This window comes from Streptomyces sp. NPDC026377, assembly GCF_055567715.1.
This window is the reverse complement of record NZ_JBVHPV010000008.1, coordinates 21,989-42,913: the sequence shown is the minus strand read 5'-3', so window position 1 is coordinate 42,913 and position 20,925 is coordinate 21,989. Positions and strand designations below refer to the sequence as shown.

Genomic DNA, 20,925 nt, shown 5'->3' with positions numbered 1-20,925 from the left:
GCCGACTCACCCCGTCACCACCCTTGCGATCATTCTGCGCGAACCGGGTCTCCGCCCCGGATCGGATGCGGCTCCGGCACCCGCCGATCAGTACCCTCGTTGCCCGATCTCGGTGAGGAGTGGTGCGAAGTACCCGCCGTTTCCTTCGGCGAAGGCGCTGAGCATGGCAGCGGCATTGGCGCGGTCGGTCACGTCGGGTTCGTCTGCGGCCAGCTCGTTCTCCAGCACCCACATTTCGAGCATGATGGAGTAGCCGACGAGCACGTCGGGGCCGCCCGCCGTGTCCAGCGCTGATGTGGCAATGCTACGGACCACGGCCTGCAGTGGTGCGCGTTCGTCGGGGTCGCCGGGGCCGAAGGCCATCTTGATGATCTCGTTGAGGTCGATCGCTATGGGCGCGACGACGGCGAACTCAAAGTCGAGCAACGCGACGACTTGACCCTCGTGCCACAGGGTGTTCGGCGTACAGAAGTCGCCGTGGTTCAGTGCCGTGGCCGCCTTGGGCAGGGCGGCCCAGAAGCGGTCGAGTGACCAGCCAAGTCCCTTGGCGTGGGTTGTGGTGAGTTCTCCTGCTGTGACAAGCCGTTCGAGGCCGGCCGATGCTTCCGCCTGGCTTTGAGGGAAGAACGGCGATCGAGGGCGGGCGTGCGGTGCGGCGGCGGCCACGTCGACGCGGTGGATGTGACGGGCTCGTTCCCACATCTGCCCGACGGCGCGTGACCGGGCCGTGGGGTCCAGCGAGGGCCAGACCTCCTCCAGGTTCCGCCCGGTCACCCGTCGGGTCAGCACCCACTCATGACCTTGCCAGACGCCCGAGTCGATGATGGACGGGTAGCCGACCTCCGCGGGAAGCAGCCTCACCAGCTGTACTTCACGGAGCAAGTCCGTCGTTCCCGGCCTGGTCGCAACACGCACGACAAGCTCATCGGTCAGCCACGTGGCATTGGTCCAGCCCCGGCCGCGCTCGGCGCTGCCGAGGTCTGCTCCATGTGCTCGCAAGATCATCTCGGCCACGCGCTCGGGAACAGCGGTGCTGAAGCTGCCGTGTGTCACAGCAACACCCTAACAAGACCCCGAATCGGCGAACGAATCATTATCTGAGCCCGCCGAAGACGGTTCCGCGGCGCTGCTGCGGACGCGATACTTCTCCGCTTGGGTGCCGATCTCCGAGAGCACGACGGCCCTCACCTGAGGAAAGCCGAACGGTCGACCACCCACGGTGGAGGGACCGTTGACGCTGTTGCCGTTGCCTGCGGAGTCGGGGACGTCGAAATGGGTGCCGTCCAACGCGAGCAGCCGGAGCCCGCGCCACCATGCCCCGGAGGTGCCTGGACCTGTCGGCAGCCCGGCAATCTGTCGGCCAGGGTCGCCAGCACCTCCTCGCCGGGCCGTGCTCTGGCCTGGAACAACGAAGACCGGTTGACCCGGGCCAGAGCATGGCAATGGGGCCCGCCGAACCGACTGTGCTTCGTCACCTGGGGCGGCTCATTTCGGCGTACCTCCAGGTTGCGGGGGGGGGCTCCCCGAATCCTCTGTGTCATACCTCGGTGGCAGACTGCGGGACAACGCAGTTTCGGAAGGGCAGGGCGTTACGGCAGGGGTCACCCGTCGAGTGCCGGTGCTCGGGGGTGGCTGGTGCCACGGGGGGAGATGTGCGGCTGTGATCTTCGACAGTCTTGATGTGTCGTATGGCGAGATGTGGGGTTCCTATCGGGGAATGACCCATCCGGACCCGATGTCACGCGCGCTCGCGGCACGCAAGCATGCTGCCGGGATGGATTACGCGGTTCTGCTGTCCGCTCGGGAGCGGCCGCTGGCACTGGTCGAATACTGGCCGCGCCGGATGTGGCGTCTGTATCTGTTCGACGACAGGTCCTGGTGCATGCAGATGATCGACCTCAAGCCGCACAGTACGGGGATGCTGTTCGCTCACCGGAACACCCGATGGCAGTTTTCCAACGAGCAGGAGTACTCGTACGGGAAGTGGGACGTCCAGGAGACCACGGTCGTCTCGGCCGACGGGCAGGTCGAGGTGACGTCCGAGTTTGCCGGACCGCGGGGAGCGTCGACGGAGTCACTGCACGGTCGAGCATCCGGCCCGTCGAGCATCCCCGTGCGGCGGTTCGCAGCGCCCGTCGAGGACTTCCTCTGTCCCGCACCGGAATTCGGCGACTGGCAGGTGTTCGCGCCCTTCCTCGCCCAGCAGGGACACGAGCCCGCCACGACCGTGGTCCTGTACGACGCGTCGGTGGACGAAGGGTCGGGACCGCTGCGCGCCACCGGAATTGAGCAACTGTTCAAACCGGGCGCGTGTGACACTCCGAGCGGGCCGGCCGTCGTCGAACCCGTCGACGCCGGACTGCTGCGGATCACGTCAGGGCAGCTGGCGGTCTCGGACCCCGGCTTCATCAGAGACCCGCGGACCGTCGCTGTGCCGCTGGGCGAGTTCCCGGTCACGCTGTCGCTTTTGCGCACGACACGCGGGGCCGGTGTCGCCGCGGCCAGGGTGACGTTCCTGGACATCCCGCCCCGCGAATGGGAAATGGCCCTCCGGCCCGACGAGGATCTGGGGCTGCTCGGCGAGGGCCAGTTCTACGGCGTTGGCGTGGATACCGGTACAGCGGCTTTCATGGATGCGACGCGGACGGTGATCGAAGACCAGCTGGACGAGGACCTTTTCCTACCCCTCGACAGCGACGGCCATTTCAGCGTGGAACTGCCCGGCACCGAGCCCGAGCCGAACCTCATCGCCTTCCGTGCCGGCCAGGGCGACGGGGCCTACCCCGTCTGGATCGGCCGCACCGATGACGGACAGGTTGGTTGCGTCGTCGTCGACTTCCAGCTCCATTCCGCCGACGGGGGAGAGTAAGGACCGCCGACCATCGGCGCGAGGCCGCCCGACACGAGACTGAGACCACGACGAACCTCCAGAGCGCGGAAGGCGCTTGAGAAGCTCGACAACTCGATCACCGACTTCGGCCTGGTGGATGCCTTGCCGAAGGACGTCAGGGCTCGCCAGCGGTACTACGCATCGACGTCGCCGTGCCCTGCAACGGCTCCCTGGTCGTCTGCGGCCCGTATCTGGACCTGGCCCATGCCTCACCCCGGCACGGCAGCCCCTTCCTCCTGGAGAGTGCGCGGGCCCGGTCCGGCACGGGTGACCAGGTCCAGATCAAGGCGGCGGTTCATATCCAGCTCCAACGGGCTGCCCCGCTTCGCGCAGGCGCCGCTCTCGGGCATTCGGCCGGTGCGGTGGTGACGGAGCGCCAGGCCGGGGGACATCCGGCTCCAGTAAAGCCATTGTCCGTGGACAATGGCTTTGTCCGCGTCTCCATCTGCGAATTATACGGCGCACGGGGAGGCTGCGGGGAGGTGTACGCCATCATGAAGAACTTGTCGAGCTCCACCGCGGCGATTGTTGATGCCATTCGACCGTCAACAGTCTGCGACTGTGGCGCCGACTGGCCGCGCAGTAGGTATCGGATCCGGCAGGTGCAATTCCGACCGACATCCTGGTTGTAGCGCCTCTCAGCTCTCACGGTTGTCGTTGCTCATCTGCCAATTCGGCAGGGGAGCTGCACATATGTGCCGGGGTACTGACCTCGTCATCCCTTATCGGGCCTCGCGGCCCGGCTTGAGCGGGGCGAGCGGGAAGGACCCGTTTCTCTGAGTACAGCGGGCGGCTGCTGTGGGCCGGGCGTTTCACACGACCTCCCAGTGAATGAGTCACCCACCTCCCTACTTTGTCCGACAACCGCTCGCAGACAGCGACGTCACCTGCTCTGCTGAGGTGTCGGTTTGAGGGGAGCGCGCCGGGAGAGCGCGCCCGTGGATGCAGAGGTGGGTCCGACGATGGGCAGGGCGGGACGGCTGCAAGGGGATCCGAGAGGGGAGACGGCCGAGGCGAACGCGCTGGCTGTCTTCCTGCGCGACATCACGAAGGGGCGCACGGTCAGGGAGCTGGCGCGGTGTTACGGAAGCGGCAAGACGAGCTGGAGTGACTACCGCTCAGGGGTGAAGATCATTCCATGGGCCGTACTGGAGCGGGTGGTGTCCAGCCGGGTCCGCGACGAGCGAGGGCGTACCGAACTGCTCGCCCGAGCCCAACGACTGCACGTCGCCGCCTGCGCGGCGGAAGGGGGTGCTGGACGTCCGGTCAGTCTTGGTCCCGAGGACAGTGAGCCGGTGGAGCTGGTACGCGCCGCTCAGCGCAGAGCTGATGCGCAGCTGGCTGAATCGGAAGGCGTGGTGCGCAGGCTGCTGGGATTGACCGCGCGGCTTCAGAGCGAGTTGGACGACGCTTTGCGGCGGGCTGAAGACCATACGGTGAGGGAGACAGCACCCTCCGCCGGGACGGCGCCCCTCACAGGCCTGGAGCCCAGCCGATTCGACACCAGCCTCGACGAGGCCGGACGGCAGCTTGGGGAGCACGCTGTCGTTTCGCCGCAACCGGGCGCCCCCGCAGATGAGCCGACGGGGACACGGCGAGAACCGCTCGACACCGAGAGCGAGGCACGCAAAGGGGCGCCGGCGGGCGCGATCGTCCTTCGCAGTCTGCATCACCCCAAGCCCCGCCACGACAGCAACGTCCCCATGCGGATCGGCGCTGAAGTCGAGGTCCGACGGGTACATCTGCCACAGCTCCCCACCGAGGCCGCACAGCCCCGACTGCCCGAGGCGAGGGTTGTCCGCGGACAGGTGGTTCGGCGGGCGGGCCGCGCCTCCGGCGGCGGTGGTCTGGCGGTCGTACGGCAGCGCCCGCTCGCTCGTGCCCCCTTGAGCCCGGGGTGGCTGAGGCGCGTCCTGCTGATCGTCTGCGTCATCCTGGCCTTCGGGGTGACAGCGACGGGAGCAGACCACGCTCCGTGGCCGCGCCCCGGATCCGCGGCGCCCTCCCCGCCCGGCCCTGTCACGGAAGCGGCTCCGCCTGCGCTCGCCCCCACGCCCATACCCCAGATCCGCGTTCCGGAAGCGAGCAGCGAGCCGCCGCGGTCCAGCCCGTCGCCGCGCCTGCCCGCCGCCGTGTCCACGCTCGCGCCGAGTACGTCCACCCCCCCTGCCACGAAACCACCGGCGGAGCGTCGGCCTGCCCAGGTGCCGTCGTCGGTGGACAGCGGCGTGTACGCCATCGCGGCCGACGGCCGTGCGGTGATGCAGTGGAGTGGGAGGGACACGGCCTGGGTGACGATCGGCGGCCCGGCGAAGGAGCTGTACGCCGGTCGCGCCGGAGTATTCGCCACCGACGCGCGGTCGGGCGAACTGCGTGTCTACGGCGGTGCCCCCGGAGACTGGGAGACGGTCAGTGAACCCGGCGCCGCCTTCGCGATCAGCGGCACCGACCTGTACCGCCTGGCACAGGACCACAGCGCCGTCCACCGGTGGGACAGGGACGGCAGAACCTGGACCCGGGTGGGCGGACCGGCGGCCCGGCTCTACGGCGGCGGGGCCGGGCTGTTCGCCACCGACCCCGTCGACGGCCGGATCTTCGCCTATACGGGCAAGGGTGATACCTGGTTGTACGCCGGCGGCGCCGGTGCGGACTTCGCCGTGAGCGACGACCATCTGTACGGGCTCAACCCCGAACGCAGTGCGGTGTTCCGCTGGACCGGCGAGCCGGGTGTGTGGAGCGCGGTCGGCGGCCCGGCCGGTGCTGTCTATGCGAGCCCCTCGGACCTGTATGCAAGCAACGAGGCCGACGGTGGCCTGTGGCGCTACCGGGCAGGCGGATGGACGCGGATCGGCGAGGCTGGAGCGGGGTTCGGCGCCCAGGGAGACCGTATCTACCGGTTGGACAAGGGTCGCGCGGCGGTGTGGGAGTGGGCGGGAGCGGACTGGCGACGCATCGGAGGCCCTGTCCGCACGCTCGTAGTGGCCAATTGACCCCGATCGGTCGCAGGCCGCAGCCGATTGAAGACGCCGCAGCGTATGCCATCGGTCTCCGGCGGTCCCTGTTGTCCGCGGACAACGGGGATTGTCCGCCCCCGAACTGGGCTTTCGACGACTTTGGTTGACGGACAATCAGTGGCGATCCAGCGTGAGGCTGCCGACAGTCGCCTGGGGCCGACGGGGAGCGCAGATCGGGTGGCGGGTTGCCCGCCCACCCCGGAGGGCCCCCGGGCAGTGGCCCACCCGGGACATCGACACGGTCGGCACTGTCGATCCGATCGGAGTGAATGTGCTCAAGCACAGGTTCGTTTCCCTCGCCATCGCGGCCGCAGCCCTCATCGGGTGCTCCGTCGCCGCCTCACCGGCCGCCTATGCCGCTTCCTGCTACGGCAGCACCTGCTCCAACAAGGGGCCGAAGGGGAGCGGCTGCGACGCCAACGCCTTCAACCTGCGGAACTACGTACTGAAGGGCGGATACTACGAGCTGCGGTGGTCCAACGCGTGCCATGCCGCATGGGTACGCGCCTCCGGTGCCGGCGCCGCAGGTGCCAGCGCGGTGATCCAGCGCGTTCTCTTGGACGGGGGCGGCGGTGTCGACGTCCAGGAGGAGCGCGCCGTCGCGGTGAACAAGGGCGAGCTGGACTGGTCCAACATGGTGGGTACCAACTACGGCTCCTACTACAGGGTCTGCGGCACGTACTTCGGGTTCCCCGACAGCACCCTGGATTGCAGCCCTCTGGTGTACAAGGACTGACGGGCGGCCGTCGGTGCCCTCCCCGGCAGGCTCAGTGGGGTGGGCCGACGGCACCCGTGAATGCCCATCAGGATCTGAGCACCAAAGCGCAGTTCACGTGCGGACGATTGACGTCGATCGCCGGAAAAGGCTCCGCAGGCGAAACGGGCGGTGTCCGTTGTCCGTAGGTGCGCCGGGCCTTTGGGCATGTCGTAGCCGGACAATTTCGGTTGCCCCCAAGACGGCGCCGACGCGCCGGTTGTGGAGCCGCCGGCGGCAGCAAAACTCCGGACACACCAGGGAGACTGAATGAGGAACAAGCTGACCCGGGGCGCGGCCGCTGCCGCGATCGCGGCCCTGTCCCTTCTCGCGACTCCGCTGATCGCGCCCCAGTCCGCAGCGGCAGCCACCGTCCTCGCGGACTGTGGGCTGACCCCCGACGACATCGATGGCAGCGGCTGGTACGCGACGGCGAGACAGGCCACCAACATGCGTACCGGCGCGAGCATTTCGTGCGGCATTCGCGGTGTGACCTATAGCGGTCAGGCGCTGGACTATCACTGTTTCGATTTCCCGCTGGCTGATGACGACTACTCATGGACGTATGCCCGCAATGTCGTCACGGGTGTGGAGGGGTGGATTCGCAATGACCTCCTCAGCGATCGCGGCAGCCGGGTGAGGTGCGCGGGGTAGGAAGCGCGCAGGTCACCGAGCCGAACCGTTCTCGGCGGCGCGCACCGCACCGTCGCCCGACTGCCCGACGGAGTTTCCCGGACGGCTCCGCGGGGCCGTCACGTCGGCCACCCTTCACGCAGAGGAGCTCATGAACGTGAAATCCAGAAGAGGGCAGAGACCCTTCGGCAGGCGGCTCACCGTGTTGGCGGCGTCGGTCGCCGTCCTTGCTTCCATGGGCGCCACCTCAGGCGCCGCTCCGCGTCCGGCCTCCACGCCACTCGCCCCCGTCTCACCCCGGTCCTCGGCTGAGCCGACCGTGTCGGCGCCCGTAGAGTCGACCGCCGTCGCCCCGGAACGTCGCACGGAGTTGCTGGGCAAGGGCTGGAAGACCTCGGGCGACCGTGCCTGGACGACCATGGGCGACGCGGACGGGTTCCATGTGACGTCAGCGGACTCCGCCGACGGCTATGCCTGGCGTACCGCGGCCTCTCTCTCCGAGCCCGGCTTCGACGCCGACCAATGGGTGGGCAACGCCTGTCTGACCGCCTCCGGTCGCCGGGCCGTCGTCGTGTACGCCCCGCGCTCGTTCCTCAACGAACCAGAGCTGTTCGACCGTGGTGGCTTCGCCGCTGTCGTCGACCTCGACACCGGGCACACCACCAAGCTCCCCGCCCAGGCATCCCTCGCCTACTACAGTCCCGGCTGCGGTACGGGTGAGACCGCGGTCCTGACCCAGCACGGCGGCGGCAGCGGCAGCAACGTCGAGACCAGACTGATCACAGTGGATGCCGTCCGGGGTACCCTGTCCAACCCCGTCGCGGTCCCGGGCCAGCTCACTTCCGCCGTTCCCTACGGGGGTGGGATCGCGGCGGCGGACAACGGCCGTCTGGTGCGGATATCGGCGGACGGCGCTCGGCGCACGCTGTCTCCGGCACGGGGGGTCCCCTTCCAGGTCAGGGCGGCGGGCGGCGGCGGCCTCATCTTCATGGACAAAAAGGGCGACCGGGGGTTCGTGCGTTGGGTGCCGGCAGCCGTCGGCCCCGCACTCGGCCCCGTCGACGCGGTGACGCTGGCCGACGGGCCGCTCACGGCGATGAGCATCGTCGCGGGCGGGGGCGGGCGGGTCTATCTCACCGGGAAGCCCGAGAGGGTTGGGGAACTCCCGGCTCCGGTGCGCCGGCTCAGGGTGGCGAAGGACGCCCCCGTCTCCACGCTCGGGCTGACCACGGCCGTGCTCTCGGCGCCTTCACGGCCGACCGGCACGGCAACGGACCCGGAGCGCGCGACGCCCGCACGTCCCGGCCGGATCGACATGGGCTTCCTGACGACGGGCAAGCACCTCTCCCTCGCGTTCAGCCCCAGGACCTCACCCCCCGCGGACGCCGCGTCCGCGACCGCGATCCATCCGAAGCTCGCCGGTTCCCGAAAACCGGCGCGCGGGGTGGCGGCCGACCCTGCGCACGGTGGTGACGCCACCAACCCGGTCGAGGAGGAACGCACCTGCTCGGTTCCGCGCAACGACCCGCGGAACCAGGCCATGCAGCCCAAACCGCGTCAGGTGGAGTGGGCTGCCGATCAGGCGGTGCGCGGGGTACTGAACGTGCAGCGTCCGGCGAACTGGAAGAATCTGGGCATGCCGGCGTACTCCCCGCAGGGGCTCTTCCCGCCGGTCCCGCTGGAAGGGGGCGGCAATGTGCCCGCCCAGGTCCTGCTCGGGGTCGCCGCCCAGGAGTCCAACATGTGGCAGGCGTCGCGCATCGCGGTGCCCGGTGTGACCAGCAGCCCGCTAATCGGTAACTACTACGGCCGGAAGATCTACGACCCGAACACGTCCGACGACTGGGACATCCACTGGGACGAGGCCGACTGCGGTTACGGCATCACCCAGGTCACCGACGGAATGCGAATGGCCGGGCACGAGAAGCCCGGCGAGACGGCCCTCCCGTATCAGACCCAGCGGGCCGTGGCCTTGGACTTCGCGGCCAACATCGCGGCCGGTCTGCGGATCCTGCAGGACAAGTGGAACCAGACGACCCGGGCGGGCATGCGGATCAACAACGGCGATCCGTCGAAGATCGAGAACTGGTTCTACGCACTGTGGGCCTACAACTCCGGCTTCTATCCGAAGGACGGCACCGATACGCAGTCACCGCCGTGGGGCCTCGGCTGGGCCAACAACCCGGCCAACCCGAGCTATCCCGCCAATCGGAGCGCCTTCCTGGAGGTCAGCTACGCCGATGCGGCCAAACCGCAGAACTGGCCCTACCCGGAGAAGGTCCTCGGCTGGGCGGGCCACCCGGTGGAGATCCTGGAATCCCCGGGCAACCTCGTCTCCGGCTTCCGGGCGGCGTGGTGGAATGGCACATCCACCACATCGGTACTCAACCGGCAGGCCGTGAAGCCCCCCGTCAACCAGTTCTGCGACGCGTCCAACAACTGCGACCCGGACGGCACCTACAAACCCAACGCTCCCGGTGTCGAGAACGCGCCGGCAGGCCCCTGCGCACACACCAACACGGCCGGGCAATACGACCTCAAGTGCTGGTACCACAACTCCAACGAGTGGAAGAAGGACTGCAGTTACAGCTGCGGCAACGAGCTGCTGCGCTTCAGCCCCGGATACGCCTATCAGGACGACGGTGTCGCCTATCCGCCGAACTGCGTCGAGACGGGACTGCCGGCCAACGCGATGGTTATCGACGACGTGGCGGACGATGTCCCTTCGGTCCGCCCGGGTTGCGGACGGCCGTGGTCGAACACGGGGACCTTCAAGCTGACGTTCGCGCCGGACTCGGCGGGGGACTTCCCCTCCAAGGTCGACTTCCATCAACTCGGTGCGGGCTTCGGGGGGCACTTCTGGTTCGCGCACACCCGTAAGGCCTCCGACAAGATGAAGGTCACCGGCACCTGGACGCTCAGTCACGAGATGGACACCGCTGCCCGCGTCTTCGTCCATCTGCCGGACCACGGCGCGCAGACGACAAAGGCGAAGTACGAGATCCATACCGCGCGGGGCGTACGGACCAGGATCGTGTCGCAGCCGAGCGGGAAGAACCGCTGGGTGCCGCTGGGCACCTACATGTTCAAGGGCGCGCCCAAGGTGTCACTCACCAGTGTCACCTCGGACGGCGCCGGCGAGGACGACATCGCGTTCGACGCCGTCGCCATCGAGGCGGTCACCGGCACCTACGTCGAGCACACCCTCGACTCCGTCGCGATGTTCGACGAGGACCAGGATCTCGATCCGTCGTCCGTCACCGCGTGGATCAGCGGTGCCATGTCCAGCCGCCAGTCGTTGTACAAGTGGGGCAAGGACCTGTCCGGTGACATCGTCGCCATGCCCACATGCGCCGGGCAACCGGATCCCGCCTGCGTCATGCCACGGACGAAGGCCGCCATGGAGAGGTGGCACGAGAACGTGCTGGACGCCGGTACCGATCCGGTGAAGCATCCGCCGGGCAAGAGCATTGCCCAGTGGATGCACTTCAGCAACCCGTCCCGCTACCGGCCGACCGTGCCGGCCATGCCGTCCTGGTTCGAGACGGACGAGGATTCGTACAAGATCAAGGCCAGGACGACGGTCGGTTTCATCAAGGACCGCGACGGCAGGGTGATTCCGGGCAGCGAGTCCGTCACCTACGACAACCGCACCAGCAACACGCATCTGCCCGACTTCGTCATGGACGCCTTCCGCGCTCTGGAGGCCGATTACGGGGTCGCTCGTCCCGATCTCACCCTCTCGCTGAAGGATGCCAACCATCACGACGGCCGGGTGACGACCTCGAACACCAATGACACGGGCGTACTGCTCGCACGGGCCTACGCCTACGCGGGCAAGGCCCCGGTGATCACCAACGGCCATCCCGAAGGCAGCACGGCACCGGCCGACGACGGGACCTGTGTCGCCACCCTCCAGGTGTCCGGTGGTGTCATCGGCTATCGCACGATGCTGGGCGACGACCATGTGCCCGACCGTGTGGCCACCTGGCGGGAGACCCTTCTCAAAGACGCCCGGCTGGCCAGGCCGGTGGTAGCGCTGGGATCGGAGATCTACTCCATGTTCTTCAACAACAAGGGTGGTGTCATCAGCAGCTCGCTCTTCGCCCAGGCGCCGCCGATCTGGGAGGAACTCAACTTCCAGGCGTGCGGCGACGGTTCGATCCGGAGGATCGGCGGTATGCCTCTGCTGCGTGCCAGCCACATGCCGGATCACTACCTGTTCCACAACGGAGTGTCGGTCGACATGGACGGTCACCCGCAGGCGTACGCCAAGCCCGTGCTGAAGGGCAACTTCGTCAACTTCAGCCGGCTGCCCGATCCCAATGTCGACTACCCCCTCTGGGAGAACCCGTACGGCCCGTGCGTCCCGGTCGCCTCCAGCGCGCGATCGGGGAATCCCTGGGACATCACCGCGATCCCGCCGCAGAGCTCCGGGGTCAACCCCCGGAAGGCGCACTTCTGCATCGGTGACGTTCCGGCGGACTCGGAGTACAGCAGCGACTGAGGCGGCCCGGTGCGGTGGCGTCCGGGACGAGCCGGGAAGCCCGGCCGCCCGGGCGACGGGGCAGCCCGCATCCCGAACCCGTGAAGTGAGAGACGCAATCTGCCATCGGACAACCGCCGTTCCGGTTCGTGGAAAGCCGGATCCCCGGCCAACGGGCAGGTCCGGTTCGAAGGGCGGTCCGAGGAAACGGGCTGGTCGACAGGCCAGTACCGCGCGCCTAGGGCCGCCCCTGCTACCGCGACCAGCACGGACACCACCGGCGGGCAAGAGCGATCTGCCGTCCCGGAGGTGTTCACGGCGCCGGTGCTGTGGCTCGGAGCGGCCCGCCGGTCCGGTCGTCGGCAACGCCTGCGCGGCCCCGTGAGGGTCAACTTTTCCTCATCGCAGGTGGTTTGAGCGTCATGTAATTTCGCATCCCGACTTCTCCTGATTAGCCCTCGTAGTCGCTGGTGAAGGCCACCCAGGCCGCCAAGCCCGCCCGCGCGCCGCCCTGAACTACCAGCCCAGCACCAGACCTTGCGACGCCAGGTTCTTTTGCATGGATGGGATCTGTCCGGATTCGCCGACCAGTGATGGCCCGGCCGAGAGCCTTGACCTGGCGGGAGAAGTCACGCGCGGCACGGCGGACAGCGCGGGCGACGTCGCGGTGACCGTCCTGGCAGTGGATGCCGACGGCTAGGTTGCGCTCGGAAGCTATCGCGCGAAGCAGGGCTCCGGTGCGGAGGTGGAGAACGGCCGCCCAATGGAAGAGGTGTCACGTTAACCCCAAGAGCCGAGAAATCCCCGGGATGATCGCCAGCGGGCAATATCGCGCAGGACGCGCATGTCTTCATGGCATGCCCGCGTAACGAGAACACCCGAAGCGCCACAACGCCCCTTTTCCCCTCGAGTCATTCAACCGGAAGCCCGCCTCTATGGGCATCCCTTGGGCGACAGCGTCGTTTTACGTTGAAGGAGCGACCTCTTTGAATTGAGGGTTGCTGATTGCCTGGCGGGTGCTGCGGGAAGAAAGCCCCTACCCCCATGGGCGATCTTCACGACTCCTCCACATTTTGGCGCACAACCTTCTCCCGAAGTGGCGAGCGTCATAGCAACAGGGGGTTTCTCGCCCCATATCATCCGATTCACCCCGTGGACAAGACGTGTTGAGTGGCGCTTCCATGGGGCGACCTGAGCTCATGTTTCAGCCCCGAGGTTCATGCTTTTGGGCCATAGTGACGCTTCGTCAGTGAATGACGAGGAGCGAAGTCTCTTCACTCTCCTGCCTTCGGATAAGCCTCCGGGCCACCTTTTGCGGGGCAGGTAGAACCACTCTCTCTTTTGAGTAAGCTCCAGGTAAAGCCCGCTCAAACAAGGGAGTAGGACGTTGAATTCCGGAATGCGAGCCGCGCCGAGATGGCGTGGCCTCGTGGCGATGTTGATAGCCCTGGTGGTGACACTGGGCATCGATGTGCGTCCGGCCACGGCTGTCAGCGAAACCGTGCAGTACAGCAGAGCCGATGTCGTGGATGCCTGGAAGTACGGCGGCCCGGCGGTGAGGAAGGCTGCTGAGGCAGCCCTCTTGGGTTCGGCGGCGGAGGCCAACGCCTTCATGGCCCAGGAGTTGCCGAAACGTGAGGACGACGACCTGCGCACGCGGGTTGCCGAACTCATGGCCAAGGGCGGTCCGGGCGTGCGTGCGGCCGCTACCGCTGCCCTGGGCGGCACCACTGAGCAGCTTCAGGATTTCCTACAGGACGGCTTCGTCACCGCCTACGAGGAAGACCTGCGGGTCGACGTGGGCCGTGTCATGGCCTTCGGCGGTCCGGGGGTGAAGCGCGCGGCTGACACCGCTCTGAATGGCACGCCGGATGCCCAGGTCCAGTTCTTGCAGAAGGGACAGTTCCGCACCCGGGAAGATGACAACCGCGTCCGGGTCGGACGGCTGCTGGCCACGGGTGGCCCCAACATCAAGCTGATGGCGGGCCAGGCCCTGGATGGATCACCCGAGGAGATTCAGGAGTTCCTGGACCACGGCTGGGAGGTAGCGGCCGCGCGTGACCAGGAAGCTCTCACGGTCACCCAACTCGCCGAACTCGCCGACAAGGCGCAGAAGCAGGCCAGCGAGTTGACGGAAACCGCCAAGGAAGAGGCCGCCAAGGCAGAGAAGGCCGCGGCGGCAGCCAAGGAAGCAGCACTGCTGGCCGCCAAGGAGGCAGGGGAAGCCAAGGCATCGGCCGGCAAGGCGGCAGCGGCGGCTTCCCGCGCTGCGGCGGCTGCCGACCGGGCGGCCCAGGCTGCCCGAACCGCCGTATCCGCGGCCGCGGCCGCGAACGCGACGGCGCGCGTCGCCGCGACTGCGGCGGCGCAGGCTGCCTATGCCGCAGGCCGGGCCGGCAAGGCGGCTTCCTCGGCGCAAGCGGCGGCTGCCGCCGCAGCCGGTGACGCCACCCAAGCCAGGAAGGCTCGTGAGGCCGCGCAAGAGGCCAATGCCGCCGCCAGCGGTGCAAGCAAGGCCGCAGACGCAGCCGACCAGGCCGGCATCGCCGCGGACAAGGCAGCCGACGCGGCCCGCGCGGCTTCCAGTGCGGGCAAGAATGCCGCTGCGGCGGCCGCCGCAGCCGTGAGCGCGGGCAACTGGGCCGGCATGGCCGGCGGAAAGGCCGACGAGGCGAAGGCCGCCGCGGCCCGCACCCAGAGGCTCGCCGATCAGGCAACGCGCGCGGCCGAGGTCGCAGGTGCCAACGCCAGGGAAGCGGCCACGGCCGCCCGCCAGTCACGTGACGCGGCGAGGGACGCGGCGCGGCATGCCGCGGCGGCGGCCGCGGCAGCGAACAAGGCCGCGGACGAGGCTGGTAAGGCGTCAGATGCCGCAGCGGCGGCCACCACGGCGGCGAATGCGGCGACCGACGCCGCCAACCAAGCGCTGAGCGCGGCCGACAAGGCATCCGCCGTGGTCGAAGCGGCCCGCAAGGCAGACGCCGAGCGTCTGCAGCAGCAACAGGACGAAGAGGTACTCAAGGCTGAGGAGGCCCGGCGGGCGTACGACGGGCGCGTCGCGGTGGCCGCCTACCAGGTCGGCCGGCTCCAGCAGCTCAACGTCCAGACGAAGCAGTTGGTCGACGAGGCAGGGGCGGCGTCCGATCCGACGGTGACAGTGGCCAAGGGACGGCAGGCCGCGGTCAACCTGCTCGGCACCGGTGGTACATGGGTTCAGGACGCCGCCGAATTCGCGCTGGCGGGTACCGACGCGGACGTGGTCCAGTTCGTACGTGGTGGGCTGGCAACGGCGCTGGAGCACGACGATCGCGCCAGTGTGTCCCACATCGCCGTGACCTCCATGGTCCCTGCGCAGCGCCAAGCCGCTGCGGACGTGCTGGACAAGCCGATTGACCAGGTACGCGAGTTCCTGCGCACGCGTGCTTACCCGGGCAAGGAGCAGGACGACCGGATCACCATCGGCAAGATCTCCGCCGTTGGCGGAGCGGGGCTGAAGAAGGCGGCCAGCAAGGCCCTCGACGGCACTGCCGCCGACATGGCGCAGTTCCTGGACAGCGGGCAGTACAAGGCCCGTGAGGATGACGACCGCGTGGCGATTGGCACCGCCATGGCCAATGGCGGTCCTGAGGTCAAGGCCGCTGCCCAGGCTGCCCTGACGGGGCCGCCCGACGGATTGCGCACCTTCCTCGAGGTGGGCCTGTACAGGGCCCGCCAGCGGGACGCGAACGCCGCGACACACACCGCTCAGGTCAACGGTCTGCTGCAGTCCGCGTACAAGTCGGCTCAGCTCGCGCTGAAGGACGCCTCGGACGCGCAGGCAGCTGCGGCGAACGCCCGCAAGGACTCCGTCAAGGCGGGCGAGTGGGCGGACAAGGCCCAGGTCTCCGCAGGCGAGGCCAACAAATACGCGAAGCAGGCCGACGCGTCCGCGGATGCGGCAGCCGCTTCTGCACGCCGTGCCGCCGAGTCGGCGAAGACGGCCAGGAGCGCCGCTGCCTCGGCCCAGCAAGCCGCCCAGTCGGCAGCCCGCTCGGCCGAACGCGCCGAGCATTCCGCGACGGTGGCCTCCGGGTATGCCGCAAAGGCGTGGACGTCCGCAGCTCAGGCCAAGGCATCGTCCGAAGCCGCGGGCAGGGACTCCGACGAGGCGGCGAAGGCATCCTCGGCGGCCATGAAGACCGCGGCTGACAAGCTCGTCGCGGAGCTGAAGGCCCAGATCCAGGAGGAGGCCCGGCAGTCTCCGGACGTCAGCAAGCCGCTTTCCGACAAGGAGCTCCAGGCCGCCCTCGAAAAACGTCTGACCAAATACAAGTGGGAGGCCCTGGGCAACGGAGAGCTGAAGCCGGGTGAGACGCTGCTCGTCTGCGGCAGCGACGGAGCCGGCGGCATGGGCTGCATCAGCAGCACCTATCTCGACCGCCTGATCGCCTGGTACGTGGGCGCGGACGAGATCGAGGCATGCATGCAGGGCAAGTCGCCCCGATGCCTCGACGACCTCGCGCTGTCGGCCCTGCGGCTGAAGGTGCTCAAGAGGACGCCGTGCAACAGCTTCGTTCCGGGCACGCCCGTCCTGATGGCAGACCGCCGTACCAAGGCGATAGAGGAAGTCCGGGTCGGCGACCTGGTGCTTGCCACTGATCCGTTTACCGGGCGCACGAAGGCCGAGCCCGTTGACGCGACCATCGCTGGCCAGGGTTCGAAGAACCTGGTCAAGATTGCCGTCGATGGGGGCGGTACCAACGGCAGGGGCTCGGTGATCGCCACCGACGGACACCCGTTCTGGGTGGCAGGCGCCCGGAAGGCCTGGAAGACGGCCGCGGATGTCAAGGTCGGCATGACGCTGCGGACGGCCGCAGGGACTGAGGTGCCCGTCACCTCGACCCGGGCATGGGCCGTCCCCGACCAGCGGGTCTACAACCTGACGGTTCGTGAGTTCCACACGTACTACGTAACCGCTGGGACCGTGCCGGTATTGGTCCACAACGCGGGGGGCCCCCGTGCCAAGCTCTGTGGAGCCGATGCCGATGCAATGCAGCATTGGGCCGGCACGAACATGAGTGTCGAAGAGAGCGCCGTATATCATCTCGACAAGCACGGCAAGGGCCGGACTTTTGCCGAGTACACGGCCGAAGCGCAGGACCTTTGGAAGAAGTCGAAGCCAGCAGATCGTGTCCGGACCAAGCTCAAGGATGGTTCATGGGGATGGACGATCGACGGAGGTCTCTTCGGCGGCAAGGGAATCTATACCAATGATGGAAAAATCGTCACCTGGTGGGACTGACATGCGAGGATTCCGGGAAGCTTTCGCAGCATTCAGGGATCTCCCCTTTCCAGGGCGCCCCGCAATGAAGGCGCTCAGCGACTGGGGTTCTTCACTGCTCGCCGTCGACGGCTATATCGCCGGTTACGCCATCCGGGTCGCGAGCGGCTCGCTGGATCCTCGGGAGATCACGGACATCGATCCTTTGGTTCTGGAAGTAGAGGCCTTGCGCAGCAGCCTGCAAGACCTCCACCCTGAGAACAAGGACGATGCAGCCGCGCTCGAGGAATTCAAGGGCTACATCATGGCGCTCGAAGCCCTGGTTCACGAGCTGGCCTTGCTCGTTCACGGATCCGTCGGTCCGACCCCGTCCTGACCGCAAGGGCGATCACATTGATCCGTCGGGCCCTGCTTGGGGTTGAAACACCTCCGCCAGGGCCCGACCCGCTTACATGCCTGCCAGGTTGCCTTTGAGTTCGCAGAATCACGAAGAGGATCTCCGATCGCTGAGTCCGAAAAGGGTAGGCGAATTGGACAATATTCGATTCTCCGGAACCAATGAGAGGGTAGCGGCCGCGCCCGTATGCCCAATGTTTGAGCCGACGGATCTCCGGCTCTGAATTCTGCGCCTGCCCCCTCTGTGCCGATCTCGGCCCAGAAAGTCGATACGAAACACCTATTCAAGGAATCCAATGAAGGCACGTACCTCGCACACCCGGCTGAAGCGAAAGAAGTTCCTGGCACGCGCCTTCGGGGCAGCGGCCACCGCTGGCGCCCTCACCTGGGCCGTCCTGTCGGGAGCGGGAGCGGCGTCCTCCCCGGTCGCGGTGGCCCCCGTCGCGGACGAGGGCCCGGGATACGCCATCGAGGACTTCAACTACCCGTACGCGGATAAGATCCTGGCGGAAAGAAACATCGTCCTCAAGCGTGGGGACGGCAACATCACCCTCGTTGACTGCGCCGATGGCACCGGCTTCCTCGAAGTCTGGGCCCGCGACAAATCCAAGGTCTGTTTCAAGGTCACCGGCAAGTCCGGCTGGCTGACCATGGAGATCCCGTCGGTCCACCTCATCAGGGGCAACGACTACACCACCAAGGTCGACATGACCATCGGCAACGAAGAGAAATCCTTCGACATCGCCAAGAACGCCTGGACCTCGGTCGGCGAGACCGTGGACCCGGAAGGTCGCGAGCACGTACTCGTCGAGATCCGGTCCACCAAGTAGCTCCCGGTGCACACCCGTGCCCACCGGCTCAGTCTCCTCGCGCCCCAGCGTTCCACAGCCCACTTCTGCTCAAAGGATTATCCCTGTATGTCCGTTCTTCCTTCCCGTGTGACGCGAATGAGCGGCCTGGTGGTGACCGCGACTGCGCTCACCGCCAGTCTGATCACCGTCGGTACCGCCCAGGCGTCCACCGGCCCCGAAGCCACGTCCGGCCAGCTCGCCTCTGCCGTCAAGCTGAACATCGGCGACGAAGCCACCAGCCGCGGTTGCAGTGCGACGCTCATCGACTCCTCGTGGATCCTGAGTGCCGCGAGCTGCTTCGCCACGACTCCCGGCTCCAGTGTCCCGGGCGGGCGACCGACGCTGCCGACGAAGGCAACTCTGAGCGACGGCAAGACCGTTGAGGTCATCGATGTCGTCCCACGCGACGACCGCGACGTGGCTCTGGGCCGCCTTGCCGTGCCGACCACCGACATACCGGTCGCTCCTCGCGCCGCCTCCGCGCCTGCCGCAGGTGCCGACCTGAGTGCAGTCGGGTTCGGACGCACCAAGACGGAATGGGTGCCCGGCAAGCCTCATGCCGGCTCCTTCACCGTCAACACCGTGGACGCGACAACCCTGGCCATCACCGGCAAGGGCACCGACGCCGTATGTAAGGGCGACACCGGAGGGCCCCTCTTCAACGCCGCAGGTGAGATTGTCGGTGTCAACAGCCGTTCCTGGCAGGGCGGATGCTACGGCACCAACACGGCCGAGAAGCGCACCGGCGCCGTGGCAGCCCGCACCGACGGCCTTGCCGAGTGGATCGCCTCCGCCAAGCAGCGCCCCGTCGTCCTCAAGGCCGGGATGACCCTGCGGTCCGGCGAGGCGCTGATCTCCGAATACGGCAAGCTCGCCATGCAAGCCGACGGCAACCTGGTCATTTACCACACCACCGGCGGCGAGGGTAAGGGTGGCGCCCTGTGGGCGTCCGGCACCGGTGGCAACTCCGGCGCGTTCGCCACGATGCAGGCCGACGGCAACTTCGTCGTCTACAAGAAGGACGGCGGCGCTTCCGTCGCCGACTCCGCGCTGTGGTCGACGAAGACCTGGGGCCATGCCGGGGCCCGCCTGGCCCTGCAGGCCGACGCCAACCTCGTGCTGTCCGAGACCGTAACCAACGGCAGCGTTAGTATGGTCAAGCGCCTGTGGCAGAGCGACACAGGCCCGCGGGGTGACAAGCTCGCCTCCGACACCAGGCTCATGCCCGGTTCGTGGCTGACCAACGGCAAGACCGTGCTGCTCATGGACGTCCAGGGCAACGTCCACATCCGGGAGATCGCCACCGGTCGCGAGCTGTGGAGCAAGGTTACCTGGGACTGGTACGCGTACCTGCACATGCAGAACGACGGTAACCTCGTCCTTTACAAGAAGGACGGCGGGCAGGACAAGGGCGGAGCCCTGTGGTCCACCCAGACGTGGAGCGGTGCCGGCTCGTACGCCACGCTGGAGGCCAACGGAACGCTGTCAGTGCGCTGGCAGTCCGGCGGTGAGCGTTGGGCCACCAGCACCTTCCGCGGCCAGCAGTCCGGACGCTGCCTCGACAGCTACAACGGCAGCGACAGTGTCATCTGGGACTGCTGGGGCGGCGCCAACCAGCAGTGGGACCACACTGCCGCCAAGGAACTGCGCCAGGGCGACAAGTGCCTGAGCGCGGAGGCCGGTGCCAACCAGGGCTCGCACCTCAAGACCCTGCCCTGCGACGGGCGCGGCGAGCAGAAGTGGAACGTCAACAGCACCACGGCCACGATCACCAGCGCCATCAAGCCCGACCAGTGCGTCAACGTCTTCAGCGAGAACACCGCCAACGGTTCCATCGTTGGTCTGTGGCAGTGCGGCAACGGCACCAACGCCCAGTGGGCGCGACCCTGACCTGACCACTCCGGCACAAGTGCACTGATCAGTGCGCCACTTGGCCGTAACAGCACCACGTGCGGGGTCCGGCCGGTACTACGGCCGGACCCCGCTCGCGTACGCGCTTATGACGGGTGCGCTGCGGCGGATTCGGCGAAGACCCGGACGATCGCGATCCGGAACGGACGCGATCCCTACCCCAGAACATGGAGGAAACCGCTCGGCTGAGCCGGGCTTGCTCCCGGTAGGCCTGCCCACCGCTGTCGGCATGCCAAAGGCGCAGTCGCCGTCGGGCGGGTGTGTCCAATCAACGGCTGATCTTGGTTGTTGAGGTTCAGTCAGCTTCTTGAGCGTTGTCGCTCCAGGGGCCTGTGCTTGATGCCGCTGGTCAGCCACGGTCCGGCGCCCTGGTAGGCGAGACCGGCCGGGATCGGGACGCCTTGGCGCTCACAGATCCGGATGATCCGATGGGTACGGGCGGCGGTCAGTTCGTGGGTGCGGCTTGGCAGGGCGGGCGAGATCCACCTTGTGTTCGCGCGGCGTCTTGAGTGGACCCGGTGCACGTTCGGCGAGCAGGTCGACGGCCGCGCTGGTGTAGGCATGAGCGGTGGACTCGCTGATCCCGAACCCGGGCTTGCAGGGTCGGTCGCCCTCACGGGTGACGATCAGCATGGTGACCCATTCCGCGCGTGCGTACGGCAGGTCGAGTGCGGCAGGATGGATGGCCAACGAGGCCCCCGAGCAACGTGATTGAGACGTCAGACATCTC

General features: G+C 67.6%; 11 protein-coding genes and 1 pseudogene. 10 read left to right on the top strand and 2 right to left on the bottom strand.

The window, feature by feature from the left end; all coding sequences use genetic code 11:
• Positions 1-87: 87 nt before the first annotated feature.
• A complete protein-coding gene (locus ACZ4MU_RS18265; protein WP_467877308.1) occupies positions 88-1,053 on the bottom strand; it encodes a phosphotransferase family protein in 966 nt (321 codons plus the stop codon).
• A gap of 607 nt (positions 1,054-1,660) precedes the next feature.
• On the opposite strand from ACZ4MU_RS18265, the gene ACZ4MU_RS18260 reads away from it, so the two are divergent.
• The 10 genes from ACZ4MU_RS18260 (at position 1,661) to ACZ4MU_RS18215 (ending at position 20,174) form a co-directional block, all read left to right on the top strand.
• Positions 1,661-2,869, top strand: a complete 1,209-nt coding sequence (locus tag ACZ4MU_RS18260) for a DUF4241 domain-containing protein (protein ID WP_467877305.1) — start codon at positions 1,661-1,663, stop codon at positions 2,867-2,869.
• Positions 2,870-5,106: 2,237 nt separating this feature from the next.
• The gene (locus tag ACZ4MU_RS18255) at positions 5,107-5,880 is read left to right on the top strand and encodes a hypothetical protein (protein WP_467877303.1); all 774 of its coding nucleotides are present in this window, start codon (positions 5,107-5,109) and stop codon (positions 5,878-5,880) included.
• A 295-nt stretch (positions 5,881-6,175) separates the two neighbouring features.
• A complete protein-coding gene (locus tag ACZ4MU_RS18250) occupies positions 6,176-6,640 on the top strand; it encodes a DUF2690 domain-containing protein (protein ID WP_467877300.1) in 465 nt (154 codons plus the stop codon).
• A gap of 288 nt (positions 6,641-6,928) precedes the next feature.
• Positions 6,929-7,312, top strand: a complete 384-nt coding sequence (locus ACZ4MU_RS18245) for a hypothetical protein (protein ID WP_467877297.1) — start codon at positions 6,929-6,931, stop codon at positions 7,310-7,312.
• Positions 7,313-7,610: 298 nt separating this feature from the next.
• Positions 7,611-11,798, top strand: a complete 4,188-nt coding sequence (locus tag ACZ4MU_RS18240; protein WP_467877294.1) for a golvesin C-terminal-like domain-containing protein — start codon at positions 7,611-7,613, stop codon at positions 11,796-11,798.
• 538 nt (positions 11,799-12,336) lie between these two features.
• Positions 12,337-12,477 carry a hypothetical protein gene (locus tag ACZ4MU_RS18235; RefSeq protein WP_467877291.1) on the top strand — a complete coding sequence of 47 codons (141 nt, stop codon included), beginning with the start codon at positions 12,337-12,339 and terminating at the stop codon, positions 12,475-12,477.
• A 735-nt stretch (positions 12,478-13,212) separates the two neighbouring features.
• Positions 13,213-17,058 (top strand): polymorphic toxin-type HINT domain-containing protein, encoded by a 3,846-nt coding sequence (locus ACZ4MU_RS18230; RefSeq protein WP_467877952.1) that lies wholly within the window; start codon positions 13,213-13,215, stop codon positions 17,056-17,058.
• A gap of 64 nt (positions 17,059-17,122) precedes the next feature.
• Entirely contained in the window at positions 17,123-17,413 is a 291-nt protein-coding gene (locus ACZ4MU_RS18225) for a hypothetical protein (RefSeq protein WP_467877288.1), read from the top strand.
• Between the two features lie 316 nt (positions 17,414-17,729).
• Complete coding sequence (locus ACZ4MU_RS18220) at positions 17,730-18,263, top strand: hypothetical protein (RefSeq protein WP_467877285.1); 534 nt, start codon at positions 17,730-17,732, stop codon at positions 18,261-18,263.
• Positions 18,264-18,380: 117 nt separating this feature from the next.
• A complete protein-coding gene (locus tag ACZ4MU_RS18215) occupies positions 18,381-20,174 on the top strand; it encodes a trypsin-like serine protease (RefSeq protein WP_467877951.1) in 1,794 nt (597 codons plus the stop codon).
• Positions 20,175-20,515: 341 nt separating this feature from the next.
• On the opposite strand, the pseudogene ACZ4MU_RS18210 reads toward ACZ4MU_RS18215, so the two are convergent.
• A pseudogene (locus ACZ4MU_RS18210) lies at positions 20,516-20,885 on the bottom strand (helix-turn-helix domain-containing protein); the annotation flags it as partial.
• Between the last annotated feature and the right edge of the window lie 40 nt (positions 20,886-20,925).

Bases quoted from the DNA above. Each gene is read 5' to 3' on its own strand.
- ACZ4MU_RS18235 (WP_467877291.1), top strand. From the start codon at position 12,337: ATGGATGGGATCTGTCCGGATTCGCCGACCAGTGATGGCCCGGCCGAG.
- ACZ4MU_RS18220 (WP_467877285.1), top strand. From the start codon at position 17,730: ATGAAGGCACGTACCTCGCACACCCGGCTGAAGCGAAAGAAGTTCCTG.
- ACZ4MU_RS18245 (WP_467877297.1), top strand. From the start codon at position 6,929: ATGAGGAACAAGCTGACCCGGGGCGCGGCCGCTGCCGCGATCGCGGCC.
- ACZ4MU_RS18225 (WP_467877288.1), top strand. From the start codon at position 17,123: ATGAAGGCGCTCAGCGACTGGGGTTCTTCACTGCTCGCCGTCGACGGC.
- ACZ4MU_RS18230 (WP_467877952.1), top strand. From the start codon at position 13,213: ATGTTGATAGCCCTGGTGGTGACACTGGGCATCGATGTGCGTCCGGCC.
- ACZ4MU_RS18215 (WP_467877951.1), top strand. From the start codon at position 18,381: ATGAGCGGCCTGGTGGTGACCGCGACTGCGCTCACCGCCAGTCTGATC.